The 15,390-nt window shown below is 71.7% G+C and carries 12 protein-coding genes; 8 read left to right on the forward strand and 4 right to left on the reverse strand.

Features of this window, described 5'->3' with window-relative positions:
- The first annotated feature begins 110 nt into the window (after nt 1-110).
- From J8N05_RS15085 to J8N05_RS15105, 5 genes are all read left to right on the forward strand, one after another.
- A complete protein-coding gene (locus tag J8N05_RS15085; protein ID WP_210883217.1) occupies nt 111-1,685 on the forward strand; it encodes an MFS transporter in 1,575 nt (524 codons plus the stop codon).
- 169 nt (nt 1,686-1,854) lie between these two features.
- Nucleotides 1,855-2,484 (forward strand): TetR/AcrR family transcriptional regulator, encoded by a 630-nt coding sequence (locus J8N05_RS15090; protein ID WP_247706286.1) that lies wholly within the window; start codon nt 1,855-1,857, stop codon nt 2,482-2,484.
- Between the two features lie 271 nt (nt 2,485-2,755).
- The gene (locus J8N05_RS15095; RefSeq protein WP_210883220.1) at nt 2,756-3,793 is read left to right on the forward strand and encodes an endonuclease/exonuclease/phosphatase family protein; all 1,038 of its coding nucleotides are present in this window, start codon (nt 2,756-2,758) and stop codon (nt 3,791-3,793) included.
- A gap of 121 nt (nt 3,794-3,914) precedes the next feature.
- The gene (locus J8N05_RS15100) at nt 3,915-5,135 is read left to right on the forward strand and encodes an MFS transporter (RefSeq protein ID WP_210883221.1); all 1,221 of its coding nucleotides are present in this window, start codon (nt 3,915-3,917) and stop codon (nt 5,133-5,135) included.
- A gap of 157 nt (nt 5,136-5,292) precedes the next feature.
- Nucleotides 5,293-6,648, forward strand: coding sequence for an MFS transporter (locus tag J8N05_RS15105; RefSeq protein WP_247706287.1), 1,356 nt, complete (start codon nt 5,293-5,295; stop codon nt 6,646-6,648).
- Nucleotides 6,649-6,923: 275 nt separating this feature from the next.
- On the opposite strand, the gene J8N05_RS15110 is transcribed toward J8N05_RS15105, so the two are convergent.
- Nucleotides 6,924-8,678: an NAD+ synthase gene (locus J8N05_RS15110; protein WP_210883222.1), complete on the reverse strand. Its 1,755-nt coding sequence runs from the start codon at nt 8,676-8,678 to the stop codon at nt 6,924-6,926.
- 575 nt (nt 8,679-9,253) lie between these two features.
- Here J8N05_RS15110 and J8N05_RS15115 point away from each other — a divergent pair.
- Together J8N05_RS15115 and J8N05_RS15120 are read left to right on the forward strand one after the other, a co-directional pair.
- Nucleotides 9,254-9,979 carry a DUF998 domain-containing protein gene (locus tag J8N05_RS15115; protein ID WP_210883223.1) on the forward strand — a complete coding sequence of 242 codons (726 nt, stop codon included), beginning with the start codon at nt 9,254-9,256 and terminating at the stop codon, nt 9,977-9,979.
- On the forward strand, nt 9,976-10,890 hold the full coding sequence (locus J8N05_RS15120; protein WP_210883224.1) for an alpha/beta fold hydrolase: 915 nt from the start codon (nt 9,976-9,978) through the stop codon (nt 10,888-10,890). Before J8N05_RS15115 ends, J8N05_RS15120 begins: the two co-directional genes overlap by 4 nt.
- 17 nt (nt 10,891-10,907) lie before the next feature.
- On the opposite strand, the gene J8N05_RS15125 is transcribed toward J8N05_RS15120, so the two are convergent.
- The 3 genes from J8N05_RS15125 to J8N05_RS15135 form a co-directional block, all read right to left on the reverse strand.
- Entirely contained in the window at nt 10,908-12,848 is a 1,941-nt protein-coding gene (locus J8N05_RS15125; RefSeq protein ID WP_210883225.1) for a S53 family peptidase, read from the reverse strand.
- 177 nt (nt 12,849-13,025) lie between these two features.
- Nucleotides 13,026-13,649, reverse strand: a complete 624-nt coding sequence (locus J8N05_RS15130) for a DUF305 domain-containing protein (RefSeq protein ID WP_210883227.1) — start codon at nt 13,647-13,649, stop codon at nt 13,026-13,028.
- 5 nt (nt 13,650-13,654) lie between these two features.
- Nucleotides 13,655-14,323, reverse strand: coding sequence for a DUF3105 domain-containing protein (locus J8N05_RS15135; RefSeq protein ID WP_210883228.1), 669 nt, complete (start codon nt 14,321-14,323; stop codon nt 13,655-13,657).
- A gap of 155 nt (nt 14,324-14,478) precedes the next feature.
- Here J8N05_RS15135 and J8N05_RS15140 point away from each other — a divergent pair, with 155 nt between their 5' ends.
- On the forward strand, nt 14,479-14,913 hold the full coding sequence (locus J8N05_RS15140; protein WP_210883229.1) for an RrF2 family transcriptional regulator: 435 nt from the start codon (nt 14,479-14,481) through the stop codon (nt 14,911-14,913).
- Nucleotides 14,914-15,390 lie beyond the last annotated feature (477 nt).

The raw sequence follows: 15,390 nt of genomic DNA on the forward strand, positions 1-15,390 counted from the left end.
CTCCACCGCCGCGGCCCCGTCCCCAAGGCCGCCTCCAGGGCTCGTAAGATCTCGGTAAAGGATTCCGATACGAGACGGTCTCGTATCGAATCTCCTCTAGCCTTTTCAGCATGACAACTCCTGCCGACACCGCGCCCCGGATACCGGAGGCCGTGCACCGACGACGCTGGGCGATCCTCGGCGTGCTGATGCTGAGCCTGCTGATCGTCGTTCTCGACAACTCGATCCTGAACGTCGCGATCAAGACCATCTCGACGCCCGCCCCGACCGGCCTGGGAGCCACCCAGAGCGAGCTGGAATGGGCGATCAACTCGTACACCCTCGTCTTCGCGGGCCTGCTCTTCTCCGCGGGTCTCCTCGGTGACCGGCTCGGGCGCAAGAAGGTGCTGCTCGGCGGCCTCCTCGTCTTCGGGATCGGCTCGGCGCTCGCCGCGTCCTCCGGCTCCCCGGTCGAGCTGATCTCGTTCCGCGCGGTGATGGGCCTCGGCGCCGCCTTCGTGATGCCGGCCACCCTCGCCGTCCTGATGAACGTCTTCGAGCGCGACGAACAGCCGAAGGCCATCGGCATCTGGGCGGGCGGCGTCGGCCTCGCCATCGCCATCGGCCCGATCACCGGAGGGGTCCTGCTCGACCACTTCTGGTGGGGTTCCGTCTTCCTGATCAACGTACCGATCGTGATCGTGGCGCTCGGCCTGATGATCTGGCTCGTCCCCGACTCCCGCGACCCGAAGCCCGGCCGTATCGACCCGGTGGGCGTGGTGCTGTCCGTCATCGGCCTCGTCCTGCTGGTGTACGGCATCATCAAGGGCGGCCAGCTCGCCGACTTCACGGACGCCACGGTCCTCGCGACCATCGGCGCCGGACTCGTCGTCCTCGTCGGCTTCGTCGTGCACGAGAAGCGCAGCGACCACCCGTCGATCGACATCGACTACTTCAAGAACAAGGTCTTCTCCGCGGCCATCGCCGCCATAGCGCTGGTGTTCTTCGCGCTGATGGGCGTCACCTTCTTCTCCGTCTTCTACACCCAGAGCGTGCGCGGTTACTCGCCCCTGCAGACCGGCCTGCTGATGCTGCCGCTGGCCGTCGCGCAGCTCGTCTTCGCGCCGCGCGCCCGGCTGGTCGTGGACCGTTTCGGCAACCGGGCCACCACGACCGCGGGCATGCTCACCATCGCCGCCATGCTGGCCGCGTTCGCCGCGCTGGAGGCGGACACGCCGATCTGGATCCTGGAGGTCATCTTCTTCCTGATGGGCGCGGGCATGGCGCACATCATGACGCCGACCAGCGTCGTGATCATGCAGGCGCTGCCCCGTGAGAAGGCGGGCTCCGCCTCCGCGCTCAGCAACACCTTCCGCCAGGTCGGCGGCGCCCTGGGCATCGCCGTACTCGGCTCGGTCCTGTCCGCCGCGTACCGCTCGGGCATTGAGGACAAGCTGCCCGACGCCGCCCGGCACGAGGCGGGCGAGTCCATCGAGGCGACCCTCGGCTTCGCCGCGAAGCTCGGCCCCAAGGGCGACGCGCTCATCGGCCCGGCCAACGACGCCTTCCTCCATGCGATGCACGTGACGGCCCTGTGCGGCGCGGGAGTCGCCGTGGTCGGCGCACTGGTCGTCTACCTCTTCCTCCCGGGCCGCACCCCGACAAAGACAGAAAAGGAAACGGACCTGGTAAGCGCCGACCACTGAAGCGCCCTGAAGGGGCGCGGGGAACTGCGCGGCCAGCCACAACGAACCCGCACCCATGTCACAACCCGCGGTCGCCCAGGGACAATCGTCGGCCAGGGACAATCGATCCAAGAGGCGACCGACGGCGCGGCGTCAGGACGGCAACACCCAACCAGAGCGGAGCGAAAACGTGGGCGGCGCGGAGCAGTCGGCGGGCACGACAGGGCGCGGCGGCCCCGCCAGAGGCCGCCCCCGCAGCGAGGCGGTGGAGCGCTCGATCATCGAGGGCGTCATGCGCCTCCTGGAGGAAGGCGTCCCGCTCGCGGAGATCTCCATAGAGCGCGTCGCCCGCATCGCAGGCGTCGGCAAGGCCACCATCTACCGCCGCTGGAGCGGCCGCGAGGAACTCTTCTGCGATGTGATGCGCACCGCGGAACCGCCCGACCCGCAACTGCCCGGCACCTCCATGCGCGACGACCTGATCGTCATACTCGAATCGCTGCGGCACCGCGGTCTGGCCTCGCGTTCGTCGGCGATCATGCACAACGTCTACGCGCAGATGAAGAGCAGCCCCAAGGTGTGGAAGGTCTACCACGCGGCCGTCATCGAACCGCGCCGCCTGATGACGCTCGACGTCCTGCGGCGCGGCCAGGCGAACGGCGAGTTCCGCGCGGACGTCGACGTCGAACTGGCCAACGACCTCTTCGTGGGCCCCATGCTCGTCCGCGCGGTCATCCGTCCGGACGCGGGCCTTGAGGAGGGACTGTCCGAACGCATCGTCGACACGGTCCTGGCGGGACTGGGCCCCGCCGCTCGCTGAGACCGTGAGCGCCGAGACTGTGAGCGCCGAGACCGTGGGCGCCGGGACCGTGAGCGCCGAGACTGTGAGTTCCGCCCCCTGGACACCGGTCGGTCCAATGTGCGCGTTCCGTCACAGACCACCCCACCTGGACGGCCGCCGGAACTCGCCGCGCCCCCTCGGTCGTCCTTGTGCCCGTACGGCCGCCGTGCGGCGGCGGGAGCGATCGCGATCATCCCCTAGGGTCTTAGGGCGCGGGGATGTTGTGAACGGCAGTTGGTGAGGCGACGGTATGGCGCAGGCGTACATGACGGAGACGGGCAGCGGCGGCCAGGGACCCGACCGCAGAGGCCCCCGGCTCCGCCGCCTGCTGACCTCGCTCCGCACCGACCGGGGCATCTGGCGGCGCGGGATCGTCCTGGCCGCGTTCGCCCTCGTGCTCGCCCTGGTGATGGCGCTGCACGCGCAGATCCCGAACAGGATTGGCAACCTCGGCAGCCTCCTGGAGACCTTCCTGCCCTGGCTGGGCCTGGCGATCCCGGTGCTGCTCGTCCTCGCGCTGGTCCGCAGGTCCGCCACCGCGCTGATCGCCGTGCTGGTGCCCGCGATCATCTGGGTCAACCTCTTCGGCGGGCTCCTCGTCGACCGGACGGGCTCGGGCGGCGACCTCACCGTCGCCACGCACAACGTCAACGCGGACAACCCGGACCCTGAGGGCACGGCGCGTGACGTGGCCGCCTCCGGCGCGGACGTGGTGGCCCTGGAGGAGCTGACCACCTCGGCGGCCCCGGTCTACGAGAAGGCCCTCGCCTCGACGTACAAGTACCACTCCGTGCAGGGCACGGTCGGCCTGTGGAGCAAGTACCCGCTCAGCGGCGCCGCTCCCGTCGACATCAAGCTCGGCTGGACCCGCGCGATGCGGGCGACCGTCACCGCGCCCGAGGGACGGCTCGCGGTGTACGTGGCGCACCTGCCCTCCGTGCGGGTGAAGATGGAGGCCGGTTTCACCGCGCGGCAGCGCGACAAGAGCGCCGACGCGCTCGGCGAGGCCATCGCCGACGAGAAGCTGCCGGACATCGCCCTCCTCGGCGACCTGAACGGCACGATGAACGACCGCGCGCTGAACGGCGTCACCTCGCAGATGCGCTCCGCGCAGGGCGCGGCGGGCAGCGGCTTCGGGTTCAGCTGGCCGGCGTCGTTCCCGATGGCGCGGATCGACCAGATCATGGTCAAGGGTGTGGAGCCGGTCACCTCGTGGACCCTCCCGGAGACGGGCAGCGACCACCTTCCGATCGCCGCCCGCGTGAAGCTGTCGGCAGCCGGCTCGTAAGAGCTTGTGTCACGGGCTCTAACCTCTGGGAAACCTCTGGGAATACTGGGGCTGGAAGGCTTTGTTCCGCAGGTGAACATAAACTGCACGGAACACCGCTCTCCCCTGTGAAAGGTCCCTCATGCCCCTGGCCCTGCTCGCCCTCGCCGTGGGCGCCTTCGGCATCGGCACCACCGAGTTCGTGATGATGGGGCTGCTGCCCGACGTCGCGGACGACCTGGGCATCTCGATCCCCACCGCGGGCCACCTCGTCTCGGCGTACGCGATCGGCGTCGTCGTCGGCGCCCCGCTGCTCGCGGCGGTCACCGCGCGCATGGCCCGCCGCAAGGTCCTCATCGGGCTGATGGTGCTGTTCGTCGTGGGCAACACGCTCTCGGCGTTCGCCCCCGACAACACCTCACTGCTCGCGGCCCGCTTCCTGAGCGGCCTGCCGCACGGCGCCTTCTTCGGTGTGGGCGCCGTCGTCGCCACCGGCATGGTCTCCGCCGAGCGCAAGGCCCGCGCGGTCTCCCTCATGTTCCTCGGCCTGACCGTCGCGAACATCGTCGGCGTCCCCGCCGCGACCTTCGTGGGCCAGCAGTTCGGCTGGCGCGCCACCTTCCTCGGCGTCAGCGTGATCGGCCTGGCCGCCATCGGCTCCCTGGCGCTGCTCCTGCCCCGGAACACCGAGCACGACTCCGCACCCACCGGGCTGCGCGGCGAACTCCGGGCGCTCAAGTCGATCCCGGTCTGGCTGGCGCTCGGCACGACCGTCGCGGGCTTCGGCGCGCTCTTCTCGGCGTACAGCTACATCACGCCGATGCTGACGGACTCCGCCGGGTACGCCGACTCCAGCGTGACCCTGCTGCTCGCGCTGTTCGGTGTGGGCGCGACGGTGGGCAACCTGCTCGGCGGCCGCCTGGCCGACCGCTCGATGCGCGGCACCCTGTTCGGCGGGCTCGTCTGGCTGGCGGCGGTCCTGGCCCTGTTCCCGCTCATGATGAACACGGCGTGGAGCGCGCCCCTCGCGGTCGTCCTGCTCGGCGCGGCGGCGTTCATGACCAGCTCCCCGCTCCTGCTCATGGTCATGGAGAAGGCGTCCTCGGCCCCGTCCCTGGCCTCCTCCGCCAACCAGGCGGCCTTCAACCTCGCGAACGCCGGCGGCGCCTGGATCGGCGGCCTGGCCCTCGCGGCGGGCTACGGCGTCACGTCCCCGGCCCTCGCGGGCGCGGCCCTGGCGATCCTGGGCCTGGGCGTCGCGGCCGTCGCGTACGTCGTGGACCGCAACCGCGGCACGACGAACGCGGGCCGCATAGTGGCGACCCACTCCCCGCAGCAGGCGGAGGTCCCGGCCCACCACTGACACCGGCCGCCTCCGACGACACCGGCCGCTTCCGACGACACCGGCCGCCTCCGAGAGGAGTGCCGCCGGCGGGATAAGCAGTTGAGGGGCACCGGCATCCCTGTTACAAACGTGGGCCGGCCAGCGGGTGGCCGGCGGAACGAGCGGGGTGCATCGCGTGGCAGGGGCGAGGACGGGCGGCGTTACGGGCCGGAGCGGCTTACGGCGCGGACGCCGGCCGCTGCTGGCGGCGGTGGCGGTCGACTCGCTGGGCACGGGCCTGTACCTCCCGCTGTCCATGCTGTACTTCCTGCGGGTCACCGATCTGGACCTGGTGGCGATCGGCGTGCTCACCAGTGTGAGCACCGCCCTGACCCTGCCGCTGCCGCTGGTCGTCGGAAAGCTGGTCGACCGGTTCGGGCCCCGGCTGGTGGTCGCCGCCGGGCAGGCGCTGCAAGGGACCGGGTTCCTGCTCTACCTGCTCGTCTCGGGAACGGGTTCGCTGGTGGCCGCGATGCTGGTGACCACGGCGGGCCTGCGCGTCTACTGGTCCTCGGTCTTCACCCTCATCGCGGACCTGGCGGACGCCGAGAGCGCGGACGCGGCGGGCACCGACGCGGTGGGGGCGGCCGTGGTGGGGGCGGACGGCAAGGACCACTGGTTCGCCCGTGCCGGGATGATCCGGGAAGCGGGCGCGGGCGGCGGTGCCCTGCTCGCGGGCGCGGTGCTCGCCGTCGACTCGGCACGCGTCTACGACGGACTGATCCTCGCCTCCGGGCTGGCGTTCCTGGCCGCCGCGCTGGTGGTCGCCCTCGCAGTACCCGCCGTACCGCACGCCGCCCCACCGGCCGAGGGCCGCTCCGGCTACGGCGCGCTGCTGCGGGACCGCCCCTACCTCGCGCTGATCGCGATCTCCACGATCTTCGCCACGTGCAGCACGTTCCTGTCCCTGTCGCTTCCCGTGTACGTCATCCAGGGCCTGTCCGGGCCGGACTGGGCGCCCGGCCCCCTGCTGGCCCTCAACACCCTGCTGCTCGCCACCTGCACGGCCGCCGTGACCCGCTTCGTGCGGCGCCGCTGCACCCGCGCCCGCGCCATGGCCTGGGCCGGCGGTCTGTGGGCGCTGTGGTGCGCCGCGTCCGCGTCGGCCGTCCTGCTGCCGTCCCGGGCGCTGGTGCCGTTCCTGGTGGCGGTGGTGGTCTGCTACACCCTCGCGGAGATGGTCTACGGACCCGCCTCCAACGCGCTCGCCGCGGACGCGGCGCCGACCGGGTCCCGGGGCACCTATCTGGCGGCGTTCCAGTACTCCTTCGCCGGGGCGAACGTCCTCGCGCCCACCCTGTTCGGGGTGCTCTTCAGCCGCGACCGCCTGCTTCCCTGGCTCGCCGTCGGCCTGCTCGCCGCACTGGGCGCGGCACTGATGCTGCTCCTGGCCCCCCGCCTGCCGCGAGAACACGGCCCGCGACAGCGCGTGGCCGCCGCCCCGGCCGTGCCCCCGCAAAACAGAAGCCCGCGCCGTTCCCCGCGCCCCTGAGGGCCACGGGGAACGGCGCGACCGGGCGTGCTTTTCGGGGGCGCGGGGAACTGCGCGCTCAGCCCCCGCGGTCCGCGGTTGACGACGGAGGTGCCGTCGGGCGTGCCTTTTTGGGGGCGCGGGGAACGGCGCGCTCAGCCCCCGCGGCCTGCGGTTGACGACGGAGTTGTCGTCAGGCGTGCCTTTTCGGGGGCGCGGGGAACGGCGCGCTCAGCCCCCGCCGGTCCGCAGTCGACGATGGAGGTGCCGTCGGGCGGGAAGAGGGGCGCAGCCCGTCACAACCGCTCGCGCCACTGATTGGTGATGGGCAGCCGCCGGTCCTTGCCGAAGCCCTTCGCCGAGATCTTCGTGCCCGGCGGATACTGCCGCCGCTTGTACTCGGCCGTGTCGACCATCCGGAGCGTCTTGGTGACCATCTCCCGGTCGAACCCCGCGGCCACGATCGCGTCGGCCCCCGTGTCCCGGTCGACGTACAGCTCCAGAATCGCGTCCAGGACGGGATAGTCCGGCAGTGAGTCCGTGTCGACCTGCCCCGGCCGCAGTTCGGCGCTCGGCGGCTTGGAGATGGAGTTCTCCGGGATCGGCGGAGTCTGCCCCCGCTCGGCCGCGGCCCGGTTGCGCCACTCGGCGAGCCGGAAGATCGACGTCTTGTAGACGTCCTTGATCGGCCCGTACGCGCCCACGGAGTCCCCGTACAGCGTCGAGTACCCCACCGCCAGCTCGGACTTGTTGCCCGGCGCCAGCACGATGTGCCCCTCCTGGTTGGAGAGGGCCATCAGCATGGTGCCGCGCAGCCGCGACTGGAGGTTCTCCTCGGCGAGCCCGGTGAGGCCCAGCGACTCCATGTACGCGTCGAACATCGGCTCGATCGGTACGGTCCGGAAGTTGAGCCCGGTCCGCCGCGCCAGCTCGGCCGCGTCGCCCTTGGAGTGGTCCGAGGAGTACTTGGACGGCATCGACACGCAGTACACGTTCTGCGCGCCGAGCGCGTCGCAGGCGATCGCGGCGACGAGGGCGGAGTCGATACCGCCCGAGAGCCCGATCAGCACGGAGCTGAAACCGTTCTTCGCGGTGTACGCGCGCAGGCCCACCACGAGCGCCGAATACACCTCCTCGTCGGGGTCGAGCCGTTCGGCGTACCCGCCGGAGAGCTCCGCCTCGTACGGCGGCAGCGGCTCGTCCGAGATGACCAGGTGATCGATGCGCAGCCCGTCGTCCACGATGCCCGAGGGCGGCTCGGGCGCGGCGGCGGGCAGGTCCAGGTCCAGGACGACACACCCCTCGGAGAACTGGGGCGCCCGCGCGACGACCTCGCCGTGCCGGTCCACGACGATCGAGTCGCCGTCGAAGACCAGCTCGTCCTGGCCGCCGATCATGGCCAGGTAGGCGGTCGTGCAGCCGGCCTCCTGCGCGCGCTTGCGCACGAGGTCGAGCCGGGTGTCGTCCTTGTCCCGCTCGTACGGGGAGGCGTTGATCGAGAGCAGCAGGCCCGCCCCGGCGGAACGGGTCGCCGGGACCCGGCCGCCGTCCTGCCAGAGGTCCTCGCAGATGGCGAGCGCCACGTCGATGCCGTGCACCCGGACGACCGGGAGGGTGTCGCCGGGCACGAAGTAGCGGAACTCGTCGAAGACGCCGTAGTTCGGCAGGTGGTGCTTGGCGAAGGTGAGGACCACCTCGCCGCGGTGCAGCACCGCCGCGGCGTTGCGCGGGGCGCCGGCCGGCTGCCCGTACCTGGGCTGGGCCTTCTCGGAACGGTCCAGGTAGCCGACGACGACCGGCAGCTCCCCGAACCCCTCCTCGGCGAGCCGCGCGGCGAGGGCGTGCAGGGCCGCGCGGGACGCCTCCACGAAGGACGACCGCAGGGCCAGGTCTTCTACGGGGTACCCGGTCAGCACCATCTCGGGGAACGCCACGAGGTGCGCTCCCTGCTCGGCGGAGTGCCGGGTCCAGCGGACGACCGCCTCGGCGTTCCCGGCGAGATCGCCGACGGTCGAGTCGATCTGATTCAGAGCGAGGCGTAGTTGAGGCACGATCCCCAGTGTAATCGTCAATCCGACACAATGGGCTGCGGCCCCTGCGCACGCCCTGCCGGGGGTTGCCTGCGCCCTGCCTCCGGCTGCGGGCCGGTGGGGGTTGCCCGCGCAGTTCCCCGCGCCCCTGGGGGTGCCCCCTCGGGCTCGTCGGTCGGCTGCGGGTCCGGTGGGGGTTGGCCGCGCAGTTCCCCGCGCCCCTTAAGGGCGACTCGGTGCGCGACGTCCCCCTCGGAGACACGCCCAGCCCCCACCGGCACGCTTTCAGGGGCACAGGGATCGACACCCGCAACCCCCACCGGCCCGCTTTTAGGGGCGCGGGGAACTGCGCGCTCAGCCCCCACCGGGCCCGCACCCGAGAACGGCCCGTCTTTTCAGGGGCGCGGGGAACTGCGCAATCTTTGAGGGGCGCGAGGGGGCGCATGCCCAGCCCCACCGGGCCCGTCTTTAAGGGGCGCGGGGAACTGCGCGGCCAGCCTCCACCGGAGCCGCAGTCGAAAGCGACCCGCTCAGCCCCGCCGGGCCCGCACCCGAGAACATGCGAAAACAACCCCCCGCCCCGATCATGGGCGTCAATGATCACACCCCGCCCGGCCGCGACAGCCACCCTCCTGGCCCTGGCAGCCCTCACCTACTCCGCATGGACCCTGGAAACGTTCCTCGGAACAAGCCTCCCCCCACCCCACACCTACGTGAGTGAACTCGCCGCGACCAACCAGCCGTACAGCACCCTGTTCCGCACGGCGGACCTCCTCGCGGGCACGCTGGTGTGCGCCGCAGCCGCAACCGCAACCGCGACCCTGTCGGCCCGCCGCATCCCACGGACCGCCCGCGCCGCCCTCCTCCTCTTCGGCGCGGCCACAGCCGTCGACTCCCGACTGCCGCTGAGCTGCACCCCCACCACGGACCCGGCATGCGCCGCGCGAGAGACCGCGGCCCAGGTCCCGTGGACCCACTCCGCGCACACGGTGAGCAGCACGCTCGCCCTGTGCGGCATCCTCGTCGCCATGGCGACCCTCACCCGCACGGCCCGCGCGGGCCGCGCCCTCCTGGCGCTCGAACTGGCCGCCACCGCCTGGACCCTGGCCGCGATCGCCGCCCTGGAGACGGGCCACGACGGCTGGGGCGTCGGCATCGCCCAGCGCCTCCAGGTCGGCGTCATCGCCATCTGGCTGGGCGCACTGGCCGTCACCCTCCTCCACACCCGCGAACCCGCCGAACGCGTACCCGCCACCCACGAGCCCGCCACCCACGAGCCCGCCACCCGCGGGGCCCTCCGCCGAGCGGACGCCCGCCCATGACCTTCGTCCGCATCGACGGAATCCCGCACCACCTGCGCATCGACGGCGCAGGCCCCGTCTGCCTGCTCAGCGCCGGCCTGGGCATGTCCTGGTTCGACTGGGACCCCGTGGTCCCGCTCCTCGCCCCGTACCGCACAGTCGTCCGCTTCGACCGGCCGGGCCTCGGCCTCAGCGCCCCCGCGCCCGCGCGCGCGTGGCCCACGCTCACCGGCGAGGCGCACCGCATCGCGCGCGTGCTCGACGCGGCCGGGGTCCGCACGCCCGCCACCGTCGTCGGCCACTCGCTCGCCGGTTTCCACTGCGAGGCCTTCGCCCGGCTGTACCCGGGGCGGACGGCCGGGCTCGTCCTGGTCGACTCCAGCGTGGAGGAGGAACCGCGCCCGAGCCGCGCCCCCGCCCTCCGGAACACCGCTACGCGCGCGTGCGGCACGCTGCTGGCGGGCGCGGGCCTCCCTCGCGCACTCGGCCCACTCCTGCGGCGTACCGCGGTCAGGGCCGCACGCCACCACGGCGGCGACCCCACCCCGTACGACCCTGCGCCCCACGACCTCGTGCGGCGCGCCTACTCCACCAGCCGCTCCCTGCGGGCCGCCCTCGCCGAGAACGCGACCTACCGGGACCAGGCGGTCGCGCTGGTGGGGCTACGGGAGCGGCCTCTGCCGGAGGACGTACCCGTCACCGTCCTGGCCGCCGGAGCCAACCCCGGCCGCGACGGCCCACGGCACTGGCTCGACCACCAGGAACGCCTCGCCGAGCGCCTCGGCGCCACCTTCCGCGTCTCCGCCCCCGCAGGTCACCTCGTCATGCTCGACCGCCCCCAGGACGTGGCGGCGGCCATCATGAACCCACCGAACGGACCGGTGCGCCCGTCCCCCGCCGGCCAGGAAGAGGAACGGACGCACCGGAGATGAGGAGAAGCCTCAGCGGCTCAGTGGCGGTACGAGGTCACGTAACCCGGCGCGGGCGAACCCACCCCCGTGACGTCGTCGTACCCCCGCACGGCCTTCAGGCTGCTGTCCTTGCCGAGGCTGCGGACCGAGGTCAGCAGGCCCTCCGAGGCGTCGAAGGCGTTGACGAAGTCCACGCGTGCCACCGCGAGGTCGCGGCCCGTGGGGCGGTCCGTGACGTCGTGGTAGAGCTTCGTGCCGTAGCGGTCGTAGATCGCCGGGTTGGCGAACCCGATCGGGCGTCCGCCGCGCGCCTGCTGGGCGAGCGCCTGGACACCGGCGATGACGGGCGAGGCGAGCGAGGTGCCGCCGATGCGGTACTCGTCGTACCGCTGCGTCCCGTCCGGGAACGTCTGCGTCTGCCCGACCAGGAACCCGGTGTTCGGGTCGGCGATCGCCGCGATGTCGGGAACCGTGCGCATGGCCTGCCGGCCGTTCGCCTTCGCGAGCCGCGACGGCACGACACCCCGCTGGTAGAACGGCTGCTTCACCGTCGCGCTGGTCCCGCCGCCCGCACCCGAGGTGTACGCGCCCGGGAAGTCCGTCCAGCTCTTCCCGTCGTCGGACAGCGTGGCCCTGAGCGTGCCCCAGCCGGTCTCCCACTTGTACGTGTCGCCCTTGCCGACGGCGAGCGAGGTGCCCCCGACCGCCGTGACCCACGCCGAGTTGGCGGGGGTGTCGACCTGCTTCGTACCGGTGTTGGCGACCTCGTCGCCGTTGTCGCCGGACGAGAAGTAGAAGCCGATGCCCTCGATCGCGCCGAGTTGGAAGACCTGGTCGTAGGCGGCGGCGAGGTCCGGCGTCTGGTTGGCCTCGATGTCGCCCCAGGAGTTGGAGACGATGTCGGCGAGGCGCCCGTCGACGATCTTGCCGAGCGAGTCGAGCAGGTCGTCGTCGTAGCAGGACGAGGCGCCCACGTAGACGATGTCCGAGGCGGGCGCGACCGCGTGCACGGCCTCCACGTCGAGGGTCTCCTCGCCGTACCAGCCCGCCGCCCCGCACTCCTCGGTCCGCGTGTACTGACCGGGCAGCACCTGCGTCAACTGCCCGCCCTTGTACTTCGAATCCCCGTGCTTCGCCGCGTACGTGGCCGCGTCCGCCGCGATCGTCGGCGAGGCGTACGCGTCCGTGATCGCCACGGTCACACCCTTGCCGGTCGCCTTGCCCGCCCCGTAGGCGGCCCGCAGCTGCTTGCCGGTGTAGCCCTTCACGGCGTACGGGACCTTCGTGCCGTACGCGCCCGGCAGCGTCGTCGCGGTCTTCGAGCCGTAGTACGATGAGAACGGCCCGGCGTTGCGGAACACGGCGTCCGGCGGGGGCAGGGTGTCGGAGTGGTCCGCCTTGTGCGGGGCGTTGTCCAGGCCGGTCACGGTGAGGACGGCGCCGTTCAGCCCGGCGGGCGCGGAGGCTGCCTTCGAAGGGGCGCGGTAGGTCTTCTTGCCCTTCGCGTAGTTGTGCAGCTGCGTGCCGAACGCCTTCTCCGCGTCCGCCACTTCACCCGTCACCGACACGTAGTGCGTACTGGTGCCGGTGACGGTCAGCCCCGCGGACTTCAGCCAGGCCGTCACCGCGGCCACCTGCGCCCCGGTCGCGCCGAAGCGGGACCGGGCCTGCCGCGCGGTGAGGTACTTCCCGTACGAGGCCGACGACGGGTCGGAGACGGCCTTCGCGTAGGCGCTCAGGCCCGCCGCGTCCCGTCCGGCGAGGTAGACCCGGGCCGACACCCGGGAGCCGTCAGCCGTGGCCCCCTTGTCCGCCCCGGCCGTGGCCCACAGGGGCTTGGTGCCCTGGAGCGTGTCACGGCCGGCCGGACCGTCGGAGGCGTGGGCCGCGGGTATGCCCAGGGCCAGCGCGCCGGCGAGCAGCGGCAGGGTCGCCGCCATGCTCACTCCGGCGCGCACCGCGGCGCGATTGGATCTCATGGAACCCCCAAAGGATCACTGGATGGGGGTCACTCTTGCGATGAACCGTTCATGCCAGGGGAATGGCCGGGACATGGCTGGCCCAAAAACCACCCAAGGAACCGTATGGGAAGGGCATTTGGGGCGTTATGGATCAGTTGCTGTCCGGTTGTGGATCGGTGGTGGATCGGTCGTGGATCAGTTCAGCGGCTTCGCGCCGCGCTGCTCCAGCAGATCCGAGATCAGCTTCATCTCCGACTCCTGGGCCTGCACCATGCCCTGCGCGAGCCGCCGCTCCACACCGACCTGGCAGCGCTCCACACACCCCTTGGCCATGTGCACACCGCCCACGTGATGGGCGTACATGAGCTGCAGATAGCGGACCTCGGCCGCCTTGCCGCTCAGCTTGCGCAGCGCGTCCATCTCGGTGTTGGTCGCCATGCCCGGCATCAGCGCGCCGTCCTCACCGGACCCCATGCCGGCCATGCCCATCCACTCCATGGGCTCGTCGGCGGACACCTTGGGCAGCTCCCACAGGTCCAGCCAGCCGAGCATCATGCCGCGCTGGTTGGCCTGGGTCTGCGCGATGTCGTACGCGAGGCGGCGCACCTCCTCGTCGTCGGTGAGGTCGCGCACGATGTACGACATCTCGACGGCCTGCTGGTGGTGCACGGACATGTCACGGGCGAAACCCGCGTCCGCCGAGTCCGCCGCGGGTGGCCGCATCCCGGAGTCGTCGCCGTCGGCGACCGCGTACGTGATCGCCCCGGCCGCCACGAGGACGGCCGCGGCTGCTCCGGTGATCCAGCCCGCGGACTTCATCTTCCTCACTTCGACAGGCCGTTGGTGCAGGCGGCGCCGGGCTCCGGCGTCTGCTCGCCCTGGACGTACGTCTCGAAGAACGTGCCGACGTCCGGGTCGCTCGCGCTCTTCACCGTCCGCTGGTGACCCCACGCGGAGAGCATGATCGGGTCCTTCTGGTCCTCGACGGGGCTCATCAGCGAGTACGGCGTCTTCTTGACCTTCTCCGCGAGCGCCTTCACGTCGGCGTCGGACGCCTTGCTGTTGTACGTCACCCAGACCGCGCCGTGCTCCAGCGAGTGCACGGCGTTCTCGTTCTTGATCGCGTCCTCGTAGACGTCGCCGTTGCAGTTCATCCACACCTGGTTGTGGTCACCGCCGACCGGGGGCTCCATCGGGTACTTCACGTCCTTGGTGACGTGGTTCTGCGTGAGCTTGGTGCTCCACTTCTTCACGCCGTCCTTGCCCGTGACGAACTTCCCCGACGCCGCCTTCGAGTCGCTCGCCGCGCTGTCGCTGTCGTCGGACTGCGACTTGATCAGGAACGCGCCACCGGCGACGAGACCGGCGACGACGATCACGCTGGCGGTGATCGTGAGGATCCGGTTGCGCCGCTCGCGGGACTGCTCGGCGCGCCGCATCTCCTCTATCCGCGCCTTGCGCGACGCGGACTCTGTCTTCTTGGCGGAACCCATGGGGTGGTCCTTCTGGGGGAAAGGGGCGGTGGAGTGGTCTGCTGATCGTAGTGGGGGAGGAGGGGTTCCAGGTGGGGAGCCCTGGGGATTGGCCAAATGGTCGGGGCCGCGACAGATAATTTGAAGCCGGGATGCGCATTATTTACGCTGCCGGTATGCGGCTGTTGCGATCGACCGACCTGGCTCTGCGCGTCCTGATGCGGCTCGCTGTCGCGGAGGACGCCGCGACGCCGACGACGCGGGACGTGGCGGCGGCGATGGAGGTGCCGTACACGCATGCGGCGAAGGTGGTCGCCGAGCTCCAGCACCTCGGGCTGCTCTCCGCGCGGCGGGGGCGCGGGGGTGGGCTCGCGCTCACGGAGGAGGGGCGGGGGGCGTCGGTGGGGGCGGTCGTGCGGGTCTTCGAGGGCGAGGGGGATGTCGTCGACTGCGAGGGGGCGTCGCCGTGTCCGTTGCACACGGGGTGCCGCCTGCGGGTCGCCTTGCGGCGGGCCCAGGAGGCGTTCTACGCGTCCCTGGACCCGCTGACGATCAGGGACATGGTGGCTGCGCCGACGGGTCCGTTGCTGCTGGACATCACGATGAGATGAGCGGGCTTGTCGGTCGGCTGCGGCCCGGTGGGGGCCGTTCGCACAGTTCCCCGCGCCCCTTGGGGGGTGCCGCCTCGGGTTTGCCGGTCGGCTGCGGGCCGGTGGGGGTCGGCCGCGCAGTTCCCCGCGCCCCTTTGGGGCGGGCACAGGTGGCCGTCCGCGCCAGCCCCCACCGGACCCGCTTTTCAGGGGCGCGGGGAACGGCGCAATCGTTGAGGTGCACGAGGAGCGGCGGCCAGCCCCCACCGGACCCGCTTTCCAGGGGCGCGGGGAACGGCGCAATCCTTGAGGTGCACGAGGAGCGGCGGCCAACCCCCACCGGGCCCGTCTTTCAGGGGCGCGGGGAACGGCGCAATCTTTAACGAGCACGAGGAGCGGCGGCCAGCCCCCACCGGGCCCGCTTTTCAGGGGCGCGGGGAACGGCGCGGTCAGCCCCCACCCACCCGCAGCCAAGGCGCAACCCCGCCCCCTCGGCGA

The sequence above is a fragment of the Streptomyces liliiviolaceus genome (assembly GCF_018070025.1).
In the GTDB taxonomy this organism is placed as follows: domain Bacteria; phylum Actinomycetota; class Actinomycetes; order Streptomycetales; family Streptomycetaceae; genus Streptomyces; species Streptomyces liliiviolaceus.